Origin of the sequence: Roseivirga pacifica, assembly GCF_900111145.1 — a bacterium.
Lineage (GTDB): Bacteria > Bacteroidota > Bacteroidia > Cytophagales > Cyclobacteriaceae > Roseivirga > Roseivirga pacifica.
Map to the genome: position 1 here is coordinate 1,273,224 of NZ_FOIR01000001.1, position 16,208 is coordinate 1,289,431.

At 43.4% G+C, this 16,208-nt stretch carries 19 protein-coding genes; 13 read left to right on the forward strand and 6 right to left on the reverse strand.

What is annotated here, in order from left to right; translation table 11 throughout:
• Window positions 1-8 precede the first annotated feature (8 nt).
• From BMW98_RS05595 to BMW98_RS05620, 6 genes are all read left to right on the forward strand, one after another.
• On the forward strand, window positions 9-290 hold the full coding sequence (locus BMW98_RS05595; protein WP_090257529.1) for an ATP-dependent Clp protease adaptor ClpS: 282 nt from the start codon (window positions 9-11) through the stop codon (window positions 288-290).
• 26 nt (window positions 291-316) lie between these two features.
• A complete protein-coding gene (gene recR, locus BMW98_RS05600) occupies window positions 317-922 on the forward strand; it encodes a recombination mediator RecR (RefSeq protein WP_090257530.1) in 606 nt (201 codons plus the stop codon).
• Between the two features lie 5 nt (window positions 923-927).
• On the forward strand, window positions 928-2,124 hold the full coding sequence (locus tag BMW98_RS05605) for a pyridoxal phosphate-dependent aminotransferase (protein ID WP_090257531.1): 1,197 nt from the start codon (window positions 928-930) through the stop codon (window positions 2,122-2,124).
• A complete protein-coding gene (locus BMW98_RS05610) occupies window positions 2,125-3,120 on the forward strand; it encodes a bifunctional heptose 7-phosphate kinase/heptose 1-phosphate adenyltransferase (protein ID WP_090257532.1) in 996 nt (331 codons plus the stop codon).
• 439 nt (window positions 3,121-3,559) lie between these two features.
• Window positions 3,560-3,937: a hypothetical protein gene (locus BMW98_RS05615; protein WP_139177420.1), complete on the forward strand. Its 378-nt coding sequence runs from the start codon at window positions 3,560-3,562 to the stop codon at window positions 3,935-3,937.
• A 221-nt stretch (window positions 3,938-4,158) separates the two neighbouring features.
• Window positions 4,159-4,482 (forward strand): cupin domain-containing protein, encoded by a 324-nt coding sequence (locus BMW98_RS05620; protein WP_090257534.1) that lies wholly within the window; start codon window positions 4,159-4,161, stop codon window positions 4,480-4,482.
• Window positions 4,483-4,701: 219 nt separating this feature from the next.
• On the opposite strand, the gene BMW98_RS05625 is transcribed toward BMW98_RS05620, so the two are convergent.
• From BMW98_RS05625 to BMW98_RS05635, 3 genes are all read right to left on the reverse strand, one after another.
• Window positions 4,702-6,018, reverse strand: coding sequence for an amidohydrolase (locus tag BMW98_RS05625; RefSeq protein ID WP_090257535.1), 1,317 nt, complete (start codon window positions 6,016-6,018; stop codon window positions 4,702-4,704).
• 76 nt (window positions 6,019-6,094) lie between these two features.
• Window positions 6,095-7,144, reverse strand: coding sequence for a uroporphyrinogen decarboxylase (gene hemE / locus BMW98_RS05630; protein WP_090257536.1), 1,050 nt, complete (start codon window positions 7,142-7,144; stop codon window positions 6,095-6,097).
• Window positions 7,145-7,169: 25 nt separating this feature from the next.
• A complete protein-coding gene (locus tag BMW98_RS05635) occupies window positions 7,170-7,877 on the reverse strand; it encodes a DUF3108 domain-containing protein (RefSeq protein WP_139177422.1) in 708 nt (235 codons plus the stop codon).
• 194 nt (window positions 7,878-8,071) lie between these two features.
• On the opposite strand from BMW98_RS05635, the gene BMW98_RS05640 reads away from it, so the two are divergent.
• From BMW98_RS05640 to sdaAA, 3 genes are all read left to right on the forward strand, one after another.
• Window positions 8,072-9,097 (forward strand): sensor histidine kinase, encoded by a 1,026-nt coding sequence (locus tag BMW98_RS05640; protein ID WP_090257538.1) that lies wholly within the window; start codon window positions 8,072-8,074, stop codon window positions 9,095-9,097.
• Window positions 9,094-9,777 carry a LytR/AlgR family response regulator transcription factor gene (locus BMW98_RS05645; RefSeq protein WP_090257539.1) on the forward strand — a complete coding sequence of 228 codons (684 nt, stop codon included), beginning with the start codon at window positions 9,094-9,096 and terminating at the stop codon, window positions 9,775-9,777. The genes BMW98_RS05640 and BMW98_RS05645 overlap by 4 nt, the downstream gene beginning before the upstream one ends.
• A gap of 62 nt (window positions 9,778-9,839) precedes the next feature.
• Window positions 9,840-10,748 (forward strand): L-serine ammonia-lyase, iron-sulfur-dependent, subunit alpha, encoded by a 909-nt coding sequence (sdaAA, locus tag BMW98_RS05650; RefSeq protein WP_090258225.1) that lies wholly within the window; start codon window positions 9,840-9,842, stop codon window positions 10,746-10,748.
• A 57-nt stretch (window positions 10,749-10,805) separates the two neighbouring features.
• Here sdaAA and BMW98_RS05655 read toward each other — a convergent pair whose 3' ends face one another.
• From BMW98_RS05655 to upp, 3 genes are all read right to left on the reverse strand, one after another.
• Complete coding sequence (locus BMW98_RS05655) at window positions 10,806-11,165, reverse strand: hypothetical protein (protein WP_139177424.1); 360 nt, start codon at window positions 11,163-11,165, stop codon at window positions 10,806-10,808.
• Window positions 11,166-11,254: 89 nt separating this feature from the next.
• Window positions 11,255-12,238 carry a calcium/sodium antiporter gene (locus tag BMW98_RS05660; RefSeq protein ID WP_245733528.1) on the reverse strand — a complete coding sequence of 328 codons (984 nt, stop codon included), beginning with the start codon at window positions 12,236-12,238 and terminating at the stop codon, window positions 11,255-11,257.
• Window positions 12,204-12,860 (reverse strand): uracil phosphoribosyltransferase, encoded by a 657-nt coding sequence (gene upp / locus BMW98_RS05665; RefSeq protein WP_090257542.1) that lies wholly within the window; start codon window positions 12,858-12,860, stop codon window positions 12,204-12,206. The genes BMW98_RS05660 and upp overlap by 35 nt, the downstream gene beginning before the upstream one ends.
• Before the next feature lie 82 nt (window positions 12,861-12,942).
• Here upp and BMW98_RS05670 point away from each other — a divergent pair, with 82 nt between their 5' ends.
• Genes BMW98_RS05670 through obgE form a run of 4 tightly spaced genes read left to right on the forward strand, consistent with a single transcriptional unit; the run spans window position 12,943 to window position 16,090 of the window.
• Window positions 12,943-13,857, forward strand: coding sequence for a M20/M25/M40 family metallo-hydrolase (locus BMW98_RS05670; RefSeq protein ID WP_090257543.1), 915 nt, complete (start codon window positions 12,943-12,945; stop codon window positions 13,855-13,857).
• A gap of 30 nt (window positions 13,858-13,887) precedes the next feature.
• The gene (hpt, locus tag BMW98_RS05675; protein ID WP_090257544.1) at window positions 13,888-14,427 is read left to right on the forward strand and encodes a hypoxanthine phosphoribosyltransferase; all 540 of its coding nucleotides are present in this window, start codon (window positions 13,888-13,890) and stop codon (window positions 14,425-14,427) included.
• 41 nt (window positions 14,428-14,468) lie between these two features.
• The gene (locus BMW98_RS05680; RefSeq protein ID WP_090257545.1) at window positions 14,469-15,044 is read left to right on the forward strand and encodes an adenylate kinase; all 576 of its coding nucleotides are present in this window, start codon (window positions 14,469-14,471) and stop codon (window positions 15,042-15,044) included.
• Window positions 15,045-15,079: 35 nt separating this feature from the next.
• The gene (gene obgE, locus BMW98_RS05685; protein ID WP_090257546.1) at window positions 15,080-16,090 is read left to right on the forward strand and encodes a GTPase ObgE; all 1,011 of its coding nucleotides are present in this window, start codon (window positions 15,080-15,082) and stop codon (window positions 16,088-16,090) included.
• Window positions 16,091-16,208 lie beyond the last annotated feature (118 nt).

Consider the following 16,208-nt stretch of genomic DNA (forward strand, 5'->3'; position numbering starts at 1 on the left):
CTATAAGTATGCGCCTAAGCTATCAGGAACAAGAATCAGTTGAAGTTTTAGAAGAGGTTGTAGAGGACGACCTGTGCGACCTTGTAGTGTTCAATGATGATGTAAATACTTTCGAACACGTGATCAACACATTGGTTAAGGTTTGCAATCATTCCGTTGAGCAGGCCGAACAGTGTACATTGCTCATCCACTACAAGGGCAAGTGTACCGTAAAGCACGGCAGCTTTACCGAGCTACGCCCAATGTGCGAAAGCATTCTGTCGGTAGGTATTACTGCCACGGTTCTATAATTATGTGCCAACTGTAATTCAACGCATTGAACTTTCCCCCTAAAATTGTTGAAAACGCCATAGAGGAAATCTCTAAGCTGCCCGGTATTGGTAAAAAAACTGCGCTTCGTTTAGTGCTTCATTTGCTTAAACAAGAGCAGTCGAGTGCCAACGAATTGGCCGAGGCCATTGTGCATTTGCGCAAAGACGTAAAGTATTGCAGCACTTGCCATATTATTGCCGAAACCACCGACTGTACTTGCAAAACCATTACGCGCGACCTGGCCACGGTATGCGTGGTGCAAGATACCCCCGATGTAATGGCGATAGAAAATACCCATCAATACAAGGGACTTTATCATGTTTTGGGAGGGCTAATTTCGCCCATTGAAGGCATTGGTCCCGAAGATCTTAAGATCGAATCATTAATAAATCGCATTAAAAATAGCGAGCCTCAAATAGAAGAGGTAATATTGGCCCTGAATCCGACAATGGAGGGCGATACAACGGCATTTTACATGACCAAAAAGCTGAAGGAGCTTGGCGTGAAGGTAACTACAATTGCCAGGGGAATCCCAATGGGAGGAGAGCTGGAGTATGCCGATGAGCTTACATTAGGAAGAAGTATTTTGACAAGAACGATATACGAATAAAAGGTATGGACATCCTTTCTAACCGCATTAAGAACATGGCGGAATCGGCTACACTTGCCATGGCCGCCAAAGCACGAGAATACAAAGCAAAAGGCATCAACGTGATTAGCCTTAGTTTGGGAGAACCCGATTTCAAAACCCCTCAGCATATTCAAGATGGAGCAAAGGCCGCGATTGATGAAGGTAAGTACTTTGCTTACCCACCAGTAAACGGTTATGCCGATTTGAGGGAAGCAATCTCTGCTAAGTTCAAAAACGAAAATGGGCTGGAATATGGCCCTGATCAAATTGTGGTTTCGAATGGAGCTAAGCAGTCTATTGCCAATATTTTCCAAGCCATTATCAACGAGGGTGACGAAGTAGTAGTATTCTCTCCATTCTGGGTGAGCTATTCGGCACTTATTGAATTGGCTGGCGGTGTGCCAGTGTATGTAAAAGGCAGCATCGACAATGACTTTAAGGCTACGGCCGCTCAGTTGGCAGAGGTAATTACGCCAAAAACTAAAGCGATGATTTTCTCTTCGCCTTGTAATCCTACCGGTTCGGTATTTACAAAAGCGGAGCTTGAGGCTATTGCTGAGGTAGTGCTAAAGCAAGAAAACATGGTGGTGGTTTCTGACGAAATTTACGAGCACATTAACTATACGGGTGCGCATGCCAGCATTGGTGCCATTCCGGGTATGATCGATAGAACTGTAACCGTAAATGGTATGGCCAAAGGCTTCGCCATGACGGGCTGGAGAGTTGGTTACATTGGCGCGCCACTTTGGTTGGCTAAGGCTTGTAACAAAATCCAAGGCCAGTTTACTTCGGCAAACTGTTCAATTGCACAGCGTGCTGCACTAACTGCGTTAACTACCGACCTTGCGCCTACCCAAGAGATGGCCAAAGAGTATTTACGCAGAAGAGAAATGGTGAAGGAGTTATTGGATGAAATTCCGGGTGTAAAAACCAATGTGCCTCAAGGTGCATTTTATTTCTTCCCAGACGTGAGCGCCTACTTTGGCAAGTCTGATGGCACAACTACCATTAACAATGCCAGCGATTTGGCTATGTACATTTTAGACAATGCCCACGTTTCGGTAGTAACTGGCGAGGCATTTGGCGACCCTGACTGTATCCGCTTGTCATATGCGGCATCAGAAGAAAACTTGAGAAAGGCAATTGCCCAGATTAAAGAAGTATTAGCAAAACTTTCATAAATGACTTTTACGAACCCGGAAGCTCTTTTTGAAGCCTTTTCAAAACTTAAGGTTTTGGTAATTGGCGACATGATGGTCGATTCTTACGTATGGGGAAAGGTGAGCCGAATTTCGCCTGAAGCTCCAGTACCAGTGGTGCTGGCTACTAAGAAAGAAAAGCGACTGGGAGGAGCTGCCAACGTAGCCTTGAATGTGCAAGCATTGGGTGCTACGCCAATTCCTTGCGCCATTGTGGGCGATGATTTGGACGGTGAATTCTTTCTAAATCGCTTACAGGAAAAAGGCATTCCGAGCAAAGGTGTGATCACCAGCGAGGAGCGCATGACCACGGTAAAAGAAAGAGTGCTTTCGGGTTCGCATCAATTACTTCGTGTCGATTATGAAACCGATAAGGAGTTAAGCGCCATTGAGGAAAAAAGCCTTTTGGCGCACATTAAAAACCTTTTGCCGGAAAGCGATGTGGTGATCTTTGAAGATTACGACAAAGGGGTGATCACAAAAAACGTGATTGCTACCACCATTGCCGAAGCCAATAAGCTGGGCATTCCAACTGTGGTTGACCCTAAGAAACGTAACTTCCTAGACTACAAAGGCGCTACGCTTTTCAAGCCGAATTTGAAGGAGCTTCGCGAAGGTATGGAGCTTGATGTAGATCCGAATAACCTCGATTCTATTAAGTCTGCTTCAAAGGCTTTGCAGGCAGCACTTGATGCCAAAATGATCATGGTAACGCTTTCAGAGCATGGTGTTTTCATTAAAGACAATGGCGAAACGCATTTGATCCCTGCCCACGTGCGTCAGATCTCTGATGTTTCCGGAGCAGGCGACACGGTAATTAGTATTGTGGCTTGTGCCTTGGCTGCCGGCCTCAATGCAAAACAAACGGCTGCACTCGCCAACCTTGGTGGAGGCTTGGTTTGTGAGCACGTTGGCGTAGTACCAATCGATAAAACTCGTTTGGGTGAAGAAGCTGCCAAGCAGCAGATTTTAGGGTAACAGTAATTAGCCTGCTTCTAGCACGTCATTCCCGCGAAGGCGGGAATCTCTATCGCTTTTGCATCCTTCAGGGTTGGGGTTTTACTCCATTATAAAACCCCAATTAGCAAGTCATTTCGAGCACACTTTGTCCTCCTTGGGAGGAGGTGCCCTTTAGGGCGGAGGAGGTACAGCGAGTTTTAACAGTTGTTAGTTTAACCACACAATAATAATTAATCTACTAGTGCTTACATTGACCAAGGAATGGGCCTTAACTTTTAAAAGTGTTTCTATCATGGGCTTGGGAATTTACAAGAAAGATAATGATACAATGTTGGATTTTGGTTTGGTGGAAGCGATCAACTTCCCATGTCATTAACTAGGGGCTAGTGGTAATAATGCAGTGTTCATAAGTATTTTAAGTTTATAAAAAACTTTAATATTCAATTCAAAAATGAATATGACAACTAGAACGAGTCTTGCGAAAAAATGGCTTTTCGCAAGCATATTAATCATAATTGCCTCGGTCATTATCCTATATAAAGGTTGGTTGAAAAAAATGCCACAGGATTATACAGTTGGAGAAGTTACTGAAATATATCATCCCGGAAAGGGTAATAAACAGGCCGTATTTATATATAAAGTTAAGGGGAATGCTTTTGAAAATCAGGTAAGCATTCAAGAAGGTCAAAAACCAGAAGTAGGAGAAAAATACATAGTTCAGTTTCCAGAAAAATTTAATGGAAAACATGGTTTAATGAGGTTGGATTTGCCGGTGGGAGGTGATTTAGTTCCCCCTAAGGATGGCTGGGCGGAGCTCCCGACCAGTGTGTTGTAATAGGGTAAAGAAAACTAATACAGAACATAAATAGCAGCCCCTTAATTAGGGGGAATCTTTAGAGCTGAGGTTCTTGCTTCAAATACATCAATATGGAGCATCGAATCCTTTTACCCCCTTTTCAAAAAAGGGAGAGAACGGAACTGCATTCGTTCAGGATGACTTTCTATTGCAGTGAGTATAAATAGTCGTTGGTTTTATAACTCCATAAAAATTAACCTATGCCATTTGTTGAGTTATCCGCTTTGGAGCAAAGAGAATTGATTCCCGGTTTCAAAGGCCGTTTTATTCACACCGAAAAAATAACCATCGCTTATTGGAATATTGCGGCCGGAAGCATTCTGCCAGAACACAGCCACCAGCATGAGCAAGTAGCCGCACAAGTGATCTCAGGAGAATTCGAAATGACACTGGAGGGAGAAACAAAACTTCTAAAAGCTGGCGATGTAGCCGTAATTCCATCCAATGTCGTGCACTCTGGCGAAGCCATTACCGACTGCCAGCTAATGGATGTATTTGCACCTGTTCGGGAAGATTATAAATAGTACCTAGTATTGAAGTGCTAGTAGCTAGACGGAAAAACTGAAGCTATCTCAAAAGCCAATTGTTTTCGTCATTCTCAGCTTGACTGGGAATCTTTTTGAGGCTTATGCGAGATTTAAAGAGATTCCCGATCGTTGTCGGGAATGACGTTTAGCTTTTGAGATAGCTTCAGTTTATTCAAGAGCAGCAAGTCTCAATACTCACTACCCAATACTAGCATACTATTTACTCAACTCTCCATAATCAACCACCATGCGGCTCATTAGGCGAATACCGTTAAGCATTCCTGAATCATCCACATAGAAGTCTGGGGTATGGTGAGGGGCAGCATCGGCAGGGTTTTGGCCTTTTGGCATACCACCAATAAAGAAGTAAAGCCCAGGTATTTTCTCTTGAAAGAATGAGAAATCTTCCGCTCCAGTTACTGCATCAATATCGCTTTGCACATTTGCTGCACCCGATACTTCAATAAAAGTTGGTCCCATCATAGCGGTTAACTCCGGGTCGTTGTAAGTAATTGGGTAACCCTCGTTAATGGTCAAAGTTGCTTTAGCGCCATTGCTTGCTGCTGTGTTTTCTACCACTTCTTTAAAACGCTTAAAAAGTGTTTCGCGCATGCCGGCATCCAAGGTTCTAATGGTGCCGACCATGTTCACTTCTTCAGGGATAATATTGCTTCGAACTCCACCTTCTATTTTACCAAAAGTAAGCACGGCAGCAGCCTTGGTGAGCTGTAGATTTCTACTCACAATGGTCTGCGCATTGTTAATGATCTGAGCGGCAGTTACAATCGGATCAACACCAGACCATGGGGCAGAGCCGTGGGTTTGCACGCCTTCAATTTTAATATCGAAGCTGTTAACCGCAGCCATAATGCCCTCTTTTCTGTAGCGCACTTGTCCGGCTTCGGTTTGTGAGTTAATGTGCAGGCCGAACATTACGTCCATGCCATCGGTAACGCCTTCTTCAACCATCAGTTTTGCACCACCTTCTTCACCAGTTGGTGCGCCTTCTTCGGCAGGCTGAAACACGAACTTTACAGTTCCTCTAATGTCATCTTTTACTTCGGCTAAAACTTCGGCAACGCCCATAAGAATGGCCACGTGCGTATCGTGACCGCAGGCATGCATTACAGGCACAGGGTTGCCATCATATTCGCCCATTTGTTTGGATGCCCACGGCAAGTCTACACGTTCTTTTACCGGTAGGCCGTCCATATCGGCACGCAGACCAATTACCGGCCCAGGTTTGCCGCCTTTCAGTGTGCCAACCACACCGGTATGAGCAATGCCTTCTTCTACCTCTATACCGAGGCTTCTTAAATGGTCGGCTACGTATTTGGCTGTTTTAAATTCTCTGTTTGAAAGCTCCGCATTTTCATGCACCCAATGCCTCCATTCGATCACTTTTGGTTCAACCGTTTTGGCCAATTCCAAAACCTGATCTTTCAGTTTAGCCTTGGGGTCGGTTGGATTATTGAACGCGCTTAAGCCGGTGAGGAGCACCAACAGACACAAAATAGATACTAGTCTCTTCATAGTTTTTTGGATTGAATGCATAAAATACATCAATCCACTTGAAGAAAAAAGCAGTGTTATGAAACTAGAATAAGACCTAAACCGCTGCGCTGCGCATTTGCGCGCTGTACTCCTTCACGGTGTTGATAAATACTTTCACCTTTTCAGGGTCGGTATCTGGGTAAACACCATGGCCAAGGTTAGCGATATGGCGATGCGTACCGAATTGGTCAAGCATCTTTTTGGTAGCATTTTCTACTTCTTTGTTGGATGCATAAAGCGTACACGGATCGAGGTTTCCTTGCAGGGTTTTGCCTTCGCCAATCAGTCTGCGAGATTCAGCAATGTCCATGTTCCAGTCCAAACCTATGGTTTCGCAGTTAAGGTGACGCATTTCGCTTCTGGCAAAGAAAGCCCCTTTTGCAAATACGGTTACCGGCACTTCGTCAATCGCATCGCAAATCTGCGAGATGTACTTCATGCTATATTTGGTGTAATGTTCTGGCGAAAGAATGCCTGCCCAAGAGTCGAACACCTGAACAATGTTGGCACCGGCAGCAATTTGTGCTTTCAGGTAAGCAATAGTGCTATCCGTAATCATCTGCATTAGTTCATCTGCTAATACAGGGTTATTGTAAAGCATTCTTCTAGCCTTAGAGAATGTTTTGCTTCCGTGGCCTTCCACCATATAGCAGAAAATAGTCCATGGAGCTCCTGCAAAACCGATCAATGGCACGCGGCCATTCAATTCTTTTTTAGTGATTTTAATGGCCTCTAAAACGTAGCCCAAATCACTTTCGGCATCGGCAACTTTTAGTTTGCGTACATCTTCTTCAGAAGAAATTACGGAAGGGAAATTAGGGCCTTTCTTTTCGATCATCTCGTAAGGCAAGCCCATTGCTTCAGGAATTACCAGAATATCGGAAAAGATAATTGCCGCATCGACTCCCAAAATATCCACTGGTTGAATGGTTACCTCAGCAGCCAATTCAGGCGTTTGAGCTAATTCAATAAATCCGCTCAATTTGTTGCGTACAGCTCTGTATTCAGGTAAAATACGCCCCGCTTGACGCATTAACCAAACAGGAGTTCGTTCTGTTTTTTCGCCTTTGGCGGCACGAATCAGTAGATCGTTCTGTAATTCCATGCGGCAAAGATAGTAATTGTTTCGCCTAGTAAAGTCTGGTTTTGTAAATCTTCATGCCTTTATATTCCCCTTCCATTTTTACAAAGTTCTGACCAACTTTTGTGTACCAAAACTTGGTGGGTTGAGTGCCGTGGTAATCGGTGAAAATCACCCAGCATTCCATGGCTTTTCCGTTGGCTAATTTTATGCTTTCAGTACCCGTTACTTCAAGTGTGTAAAAGTCAGGTTTTGTTGAACTTCCCGGGTGGTAGAATGACATAACCACTTTCTTTCCCTTGCTCATAGGAATAAGCGCATAAGTTTCTAAGTCAATCTCCCAATTATAAGTTGGTTCGGTGAGCACTAGTTTGAAATCAGCTTGTTGGTTTTCGCTGGCGCTGTCGAGCCCAGATATAAGCTGTTCGGTAAAGCGAAAGGCTTCTTTGCCTTTGCTGTCGGTGTATCTTATATGCTGCACTGGTTTTAGGGTGTAGGGTTCACAATAATATTCGAACCTGCCCGAACTCTGTGCGTTTGGCGATCGCCATGTGTGAGTGATCTTTATATAGTCTTTACCATTTAACTCGACCATTTCGGTGGTCCTAGTTTTCAAAGATCCATTCAGCTTACCGCTGTATTCATTGTAAACGATATCGGTAACCGTGCCCAGTTCTAGGTTTTCGAACTGCTTAAACCGATGACCAACCCTAATGGTGTCTTGTGCTTGCCCATAGACCACAATTGTGAGCAGCATGATTAGTGATATTTTGAGTTTTTGCATGGTGGCAAGAAATGCAGTTAATCTTAAATGTGTGGATTTAATCGATGTAGAGGGAGTACAAATCGACAGTTCATTGGCTAGGTTCCTTATGTGTCAATTGTCGATTAAAATAGGGTGGATGTAGAAGTTCTGAATACTTTATTGTTCAATTGCGTTAATTGTAACTTATGAAATGGGCAGATAAGCGCAATATTATCATTCTACATGTTTCCTTTTGGGTGCTTTTTTTCTTGTTCAAAGTGTTCGACTATGCCAATGACATACCCACTGCTATGGCGGTTAAATTAGTGGTATGTCAGCATATGTTTAGTGTCGTTGGGGCTTATGCGCACTATTTTTGGCTGCTTCCACTGCTTTTTAAAAGAAAGAAGTTGCCTGCTTATTTTTTAGGATTAATAGTGCTTTTTGCTTGCTGTATTGCTGGAAGGTTTTTGTTGGAATCAGCTTTTATAAGTGGTCTTTTTCAAACGGACTATTATAGCCAGTGGACTTTTGCTAGGGGTATGAGTATGGTTTGGACGCTTGCTTCATTCATTGTTTTTATATCGCTGATCAAGTTCACGATTGATAGGTTCTTATTCGAGGCACAGAAAAAGGAAATAGAGAATGAAAAACTCAATGCTGAGCTGAATTACCTCAAAGCACAGATAAACCCTCACTTCCTTTTCAATACGCTCCATAATCTTAATTATTTGGCACAAGCTAAACGGGACGAAACATCTCAGGTGATTATTAAGCTTTCGAACATAATGCGTTACATGATCTATGATGCCGGAGGAAAAGAAGTGGCCTTGGGGCAAGAGCTTGACTATATTAATGATTACTTAGACTTGGAAAAAATAAGGCTCAATAGGCCTTTCAACTTATCGTTCGAGATTAGTGCTGATGAGCAATTATCTATTGCACCTCTCATTCTTTTTCCTTTTGTAGAAAATGCTTTTAAGCACGGAATAAGTGATAAAGAAGAAGATTGTTGGTTGAAGATATCGGTAGAGTCGAATAAAGACGAGCTGACTTTTAAGGTGAAGAATTCAGTGCTAAAAACTAATGGGTTCAATGAGAAACAATCAGGGCTAGGGCTGAAAAATTTAGAGAGAAGACTAGCTTTAATGTACCCGAACAAGCATGCCCTGAATATAACTTCGGGTGATGATGTCTTTGAAGTATCACTTAATATAGTACACACAGAATGATCCGGTGCATAATAGTAGAAGACGAACCTTTGGCCAGAAAATTACTGGAAGAATATTGCGGAAAACTCTCTTCATTAGAACTATTAGGGAGTTTTAGCAATGGTTTGGGTGCGCTAGATTTTCTAAAAACTGCTGAAGCTGACCTAGTATTTTTAGATATAAAAATGCCTGATCTTTCTGGTTTAGAATTAGCTAAACTTTTGAAGCAAGAGTGTCGGTTCATTTTCACGACTGCCTTTGCCGAGTATGCTTTAGAAGGCTTTGAATTAAATGCAGTTGACTATTTGTTAAAGCCCTTTGATTTTGCTCGCTTCTTACGGGCAGTTCAGAAAGTTGAGCAAAGCACTCTGGCTTCTACTAAAGAGGAAGACTTCCTATTTGTTAAAGATGGGCGTGTTTGGCGCAAGCTAATGCTGCAATCAATCTACTACATACAAGGGGCAAAAGACTACGTGACCTTTCATTTTGAGGAAGGCAAGCTTATGAGCTTAATGACCCTGAAAGAGCTTGAATCGGAGCTGTCAGAAAAGGGCTTTATTCGAATTCATCAATCTTACATTATAAACAAACTGCAAATCCAGAGCTTTTCCAATGATAAAGTGGAGGTGAACGCTCAGTTTTTGCCTGTAAGTCAGAGTTATAAGCTGGCTTTTAAGCGTGCAATGAGCATTCCTGAATAATCTTATCGACTACGGTTTCAATCGATTGTAATAAGCATTAGCTTTGCAGCAAATTGATGGATATGTGCTACTTGTTCGAAGATTTTGAGGGATGGAAAAACTACAGCGAATCGCACCAAATGGAGCTTTTTGAGGTAGTGATGGAGTATGAGGTGAGCCAGCGTGATGCCAAGGAGGATACTATTTGGGCTGGTTTGGAAAATGCATATTCCGTAATGAAGGACGCTGTGAAAACCGGACTTACCGAAGAAATGACTTCCCGCTCAGGAATGATTAACAACGGTGCAAAGAAGGTGTACAATTATCCGAAAGCGGTACTGTCAAAAGAGTTTCAGCTCTTGGTGTCGCGTGCATTGGCGGCCAAAGAGGTAAACTCTTGTATGGGGCGCGTTGTAGCTGCACCAACCGCAGGTGCATCGGGTATAATTCCGGGGGTAATGGTTACGCTGCAAGAGTTGCATGGGCTTTCTGATAGAAAGGTTGCAGAAGGCCTTTTAGTGAGTGCAGGTATTGCCTTAATCTTAGAAAAGCGCGCTTCGCTTGCGGGTGCGGTTGGCGGCTGTCAGGCCGAAACGGGTAGTGCTGCAGCTATGGCGGCAGGAGCTATGGTGTACTGCTTGGGCGGTAATATCAATCAGGTTTTCAATGCGGTGGCCATTACCATTCAGTGCATGTTGGGTCTTATTTGCGATCCTGTAGCAGGCTTGGTAGAGGTGCCTTGTGTTGTGCGCAATGCAAGTGCCGCGGCTATTGCCAACAGTTCGGCACAAATTGCTCTGGCAGATGTAAGTGCAGTAATTCCAGTTGATGAGTGCGTTGATGCAATGGGTGAAGTAGGCCAAAGCATGGAAACCCGCTACAAAGAAACGGCTCAAGGTGGTTTGGCTATGACAAAAATGGGGCAGGCCATATCAAAGCGCGTGCTTATTCAAGACATTGAAATGCTGCCAGACGAGGATACCGAAGAGTAGTTTGTAAGGATGAATTGTTAATGTTCAATTGTCAATTCATCACTCACTATTTAAAATTTATCTTCTTACCAAGCCACTTTCTATTAGCCAGTCTACCGAGTAAGTCCAAATAGTGGCCCACATAAGCCCGAATAGCAACATGTAGAGAAAAACCTGTTTGCGGGGTGCCCCTACAGCAGCAACTAACAACGCTCCGCCCGGAGGCGAAAGAATTAATGGTGTTAGAAAGCAAACGCCAACAACACCATACTTTCTCCAGATTCTTACCATTCTACGGGTTTTTGGAGAAAACTTTTTTGGCTTCTTTATAAAGAAGGGAATAATGTCTGTTCGGATTTTTTCACCTAGGAAATTGAAAATGAGCACGGAAGTCATGAGTCCGGCCACTGTTATAGCGATTATTTCGAAGTTGCTCATGCCTGCGGCAGGCCCTAGTAAAGGCGGAAATATAGATTTTAGGCATGCCAGTAAATAGATGCTTAAATATTTTAAAACCTCTTCAAACACTACTTTAAAATCATGTAGATATACAACGCGTACACGCTTAACAGAATTATGCCTGAAGGTGTTCCTAGTCGTTTGCGGATTAGCATAAGTGGTAGCAAACCAATTGTAATGCCGATCATCCACCACATATCACTGTTTAAAATATCTTCATTAACACTCAGTGGATGTACCAGGGCGGTAATACCCAGAATGGAAAGCACATTAAAAATGTTTGAACCCAGCAGGTTGCCAATCGCTAAATCGGTTTCACCCTTTTTGGCCGCAATTATTGAGGTTACTAGTTCAGGTAAGCTGGTGCCTACAGCCAACACTGTAAGGCCAATTATGCGTTGCGAAACTCCAAAGGATTCGGCTAGTTCTTCGGCACCATCAACAAACCAGTCAGAGCCGAAGTAAAGCAGCGCTCCGCCCAACCCTAAGTAACCAGCATCTTTAGCCATTTCCATTTGGCCATCTTTCGATTTGTCTACAGAAAACTCCAGTTGTACATGCTCCTTTTTAGTTACTCGAATGAGCATTACCAAATAAACGATAAGGCAGGTAAACAGCACGCCACCTTCAACCGAAGAGAGCTCATTGTCTGAAGCAAAAATGAAAAGTAATACGGACGAAAGTAGCGTAACCACCCAGTCGCGGGCGGCAGTAGTTTTATTTATAGGAATAAAGCCAAACAAACAGGCAGCACCAAGTACTAAGGAAATGTTGGAAATATTGGACCCCACGACATTACCCATTGAAAAGTCGGGAGCTTCTTTAAAAGCGGCTTTCAAACTCACCAGCAGTTCTGGGGCAGAGGTGCTAAAGGCTACAATTGTAAGCCCAACAATCATAGGGCTAATATTGAATCTTAATGCCAGCCTTGATGCGCCACGTACCAAAACATCGCCACCCAAAATTAGCGCAACCAGCCCTAATACCAGCAAAACCACATTCATTACCATAGTATTCTTATTTTTTCTGTCCGAAGGCCAAGTCTCCGGCATCTCCAAGCCCAGGCACTATGTAGGCTTTTTCGTTTAGTTTTTCGTCTATTGCCGAGGTCCATAGCTGAAACGCCATCGGCATGTTTTTACTGATATACGAAATTCCTTCAGGAGCGCTAATTACCGTGGCAAGATGTAACTTAGAAGGGGTACTGGATTTCAATATTTGATTAACGGTTTTCACCAAAGACTTACCGGTGGCCAGCATTGGGTCAGCCAAAATCAATGTTTTTCCGGTTAGGTCGGGTAGGGCAGTATAACCAAGCGAAACGCGCACTTCTTCTCCTTCTATTTCTTCTTCTCGCCATGCGCCCACAAAGCCACTTTCTGCTTTGTCAAAAACATCGAGCAGGCCTTCTCCAAAAGGAATTGCCGCTCTTAAAATCGAAATGATTACCACATCTTCGGCCACAGTGTGCACGTGGGCTTCGGCTAATGGTGTGGTTACAGTTTTTTGCTCAAAAGCCATGGCTTTCGAAATTTCTTGAGCTGTAATCCAGCCAATTCGTCTTAGGTTTTGTCTAAAACGCATCGAATCTTTCTGTATTTCTACGGAGCGAATTTCTGCTAAATAGTTATTTAGCACCGAGGGCGTTTCATTCAATACGATTGTTGGCTTCATTTTGGCCGCAATTTATATTTTTCCTTCCAACCCGAATAACCAAACCCAAAGTCTCTGTTAAATTTGCGCAAAATCTGTGCGAATGAATTTCGAGTTGTTGAAAACCATGTGTGGCATTCATGCTCCTAGCGGAAACGAAGGAGCGATGAAAGAGTTTCTATTAGCCTATATAGAAAAAAATAAAGCAAGCTGGGCTGTTCAGCCAGAGGTCTATCATGGCGATGGTTTTCAGGACTGTATCGTGTTAAAGTTTGGAACGCCTCGTACAGCGGTTTTTGCCCATATGGATAGCATTGGTTTTACCGTGCGCTACCAAAACCAGTTGGTGGCCATTGGCGGTCCGCAGGCCGAAACAGGTTACGTGCTTACGGGAGAAGATGCGCTTGGACCAATTGAGTGCGAACTTTTGGAAGACGATGGAGACCTAAGTTACAAATTTGCCAGAGGGATTCAGCGTGGCACAGATTTGGTCTTTAAATGCGACTTTCGCGAAACCGAAGACTATGTGCAATCTTGCTATTTAGACAATCGCTTAGGTGTTTTTAATGCCTTGAAAGTAGCCGAAACCCTCGAAAATGGGGTGATTGCTTTTACTTGTTGGGAAGAACACGGAGGTGGTTCGGTACCTTACATTGCTAAATTTATTTCCGAAAAATGGGGAGTTCATCAAGCGTTGATTTCTGACATTACTTGGGTAACGGAAGGTGTTGTGCACGGAGAAGGGGTTGCCATTTCTATGCGAGACAGAAATGTGCCAAGAAGGAGCTTCGTCAATAAAATCATTCAAATTGCCGAAGCATCGGGTGTCCCATATCAGTTGGAAGTAGAAGGTGCCGGCTCAAGCGATGGCCGCGAATTGCAGGTAAGTCCATACCCTTTTGATTGGTGTTTTATTGGTGCTCCTGAAGACAATGTGCATAGCCCAGATGAGATAGTGCACAAAAAAGACATCGTTTGCATGATAGAACTTTACCAAAGGCTTCTCGAAAAGCTTTAAAATATTATTTTTATAATTCAATCAGCCGTAGTGGAAACCGTACAAATAAAAGATAAGCGCTTTGGCGTTTATATTTCCTCCGAAGAAATTCAAACCAAAGTAAAGGCGCTAGCCGATGCAATTAATGCAGATTACGCCAACAAAAACCCACTTATTATCGGGGTGCTCAATGGTTCATTCATCTTTTGTGCCGACCTATTTCGTGAATTAACTGTGCCAGCAGAAGTCTCTTTTATTAGAATGGCCTCTTACGAAGGCACCAGCAGTTCTGGTAACGTAAAGCAAATACTCGGGCTTAGCGACAATGTTTTTAAGCGCGATATCATAATTGTTGAAGACATTATCGATTCGGGCCTAACAATGAAAAACATCTTGAGCCACTTTAAAGAACGTGGTGCAAAGTCGGTAGAAGTGGCCTCGCTTTTGGTTAAACCGGGCAGCATCAAAAACAAAGTAGAGATTAAATATTGTGGTTTCGAGATACCTGATGCCTTTGTGGTAGGCTATGGTCTTGATTATGATAAACAGGGCAGAAACCTCAAAGATATCTATCAACTAAAAGAGGAGTAAGTTTAATCCTTATATTTGTGCCCTCATTAATATTCGATTCAATGAATAACATCGTATTATTTGGCCCTCCGGGTGCTGGAAAAGGCACTCAAAGTGAGAATATCATTAACAAATACGGGCTTAAACATATATCTACAGGAGATTTATTTAGAAAGCATTTAGGCGAAGGCACCGACTTAGGAAAGAAGGCGCAGTCGTATATGGATAACGGAAAATTGGTACCAGACGAAGTAGTAATCGGAATGGTAGACGATTTTTTGAACGCAAATACCGATGCCAAAGGATTTATTTTCGATGGTTTTCCGCGTACTGTAGCGCAAGCCGAGGCATTGGATGAGCTTTTGGCAAAGCACGACACCAAAATTAATTGTATGGTGATGCTTGATGTGCCTGAAGATGAGTTAAAAAGAAGGCTGCTCGAGCGTGGCAAAACTTCTGGTAGAGCAGACGACCAGAATGAAGAAAAAATTAATGTTCGTATTCAAGAATACCTGAACAAAACATTGCCTGTTGCTGCATTTTACGATAAGCAAGACAAAACTGAAAAAGTGAATGGCGTTGGTTCTATCGAAGAAATCTTCGGTAACATTTCCAAAGCTATTGACGCTCACGCTTAAAAATCCGGTGCTTTTGCACCTAAATATCTAAATCCATGGCCAACACCAACTTCATCGATCACGTAAGGCTTTATTGTCGTTCCGGAAACGGAGGAGCTGGTGCTGTGTCTTTTCGTAGAGAAAAACACGTACCAAAAGGCGGCCCTGATGGCGGTAATGGCGGCCGAGGTGGTCACCTTATTTTAAGAGGTAATAGCCAGTTGTGGACTTTGCTGCACTTGCGCTACCAAAAGCACGTAATTGCCGAAAATGGTGTAAACGGAAGTGGACACGGAAGTAGCGGTGCCGATGGTAAGGACATCATTCTGGAAGTGCCGCTGGGTACCGTTGCCAGATTTGAAAGTGAGGAGGGCGAACCGCTAGACCCAATCGAAATTACCGAAGATGGAGAAGAGAAAATCTTGCTTCCGGGTGGTAGAGGCGGTTTGGGTAACGAAAACTTTAAAACAGCTACCAACCAAACACCGCGCTTTGCCCAACCTGGTGAGCCGGGTCAGGAATACCTCTGTATTTTGGAGCTTAAACTGTTGGCCGATGTTGGTTTGGTAGGTTTTCCAAATGCCGGTAAATCTACCTTGCTTTCGGTGGTTTCGGCTGCTAAGCCAGAGATTGCAGATTACCCCTTTACCACTTTAGTGCCGAATTTGGGTGTGGTGCCTTACAGAGACCACAAGTCTTTCGTAATGGCCGATATTCCGGGAATTATAGAGGGTGCTTCAGAAGGAAAAGGTTTAGGACTGCGGTTTTTACGCCATATCGAGCGTAACTCCATTCTGCTTTTCCTAGTGCCGGCCGATGCGGAAGATATCGCCAAAGAATATGAAATACTGTTGGGTGAACTCACCAAATTCAACCCCGAGCTGCTGGATAAAGACAGGCTTTTGGCTATTTCTAAATGCGACATGCTAGACGAAGAGCTGATAGAAGAAATGAAGGCACTACTGCCTACAGATGTAGAAACACTGTTCATTTCTTCAGTAGCGCAAATGGGGCTTCAGGAGCTGAAAGACGCACTTTGGCGCAGAATGACAGCCGCAAACGAATAGAGGCAGCCAGCTTATTGATGGGGCATTGCTATAAAGAGCCTGTCAGTAAAATCAAGCAACGATATTAAATACATGTCAATATGACACGGAAATTAGCTTGGCAATAAAATTGTTAAGC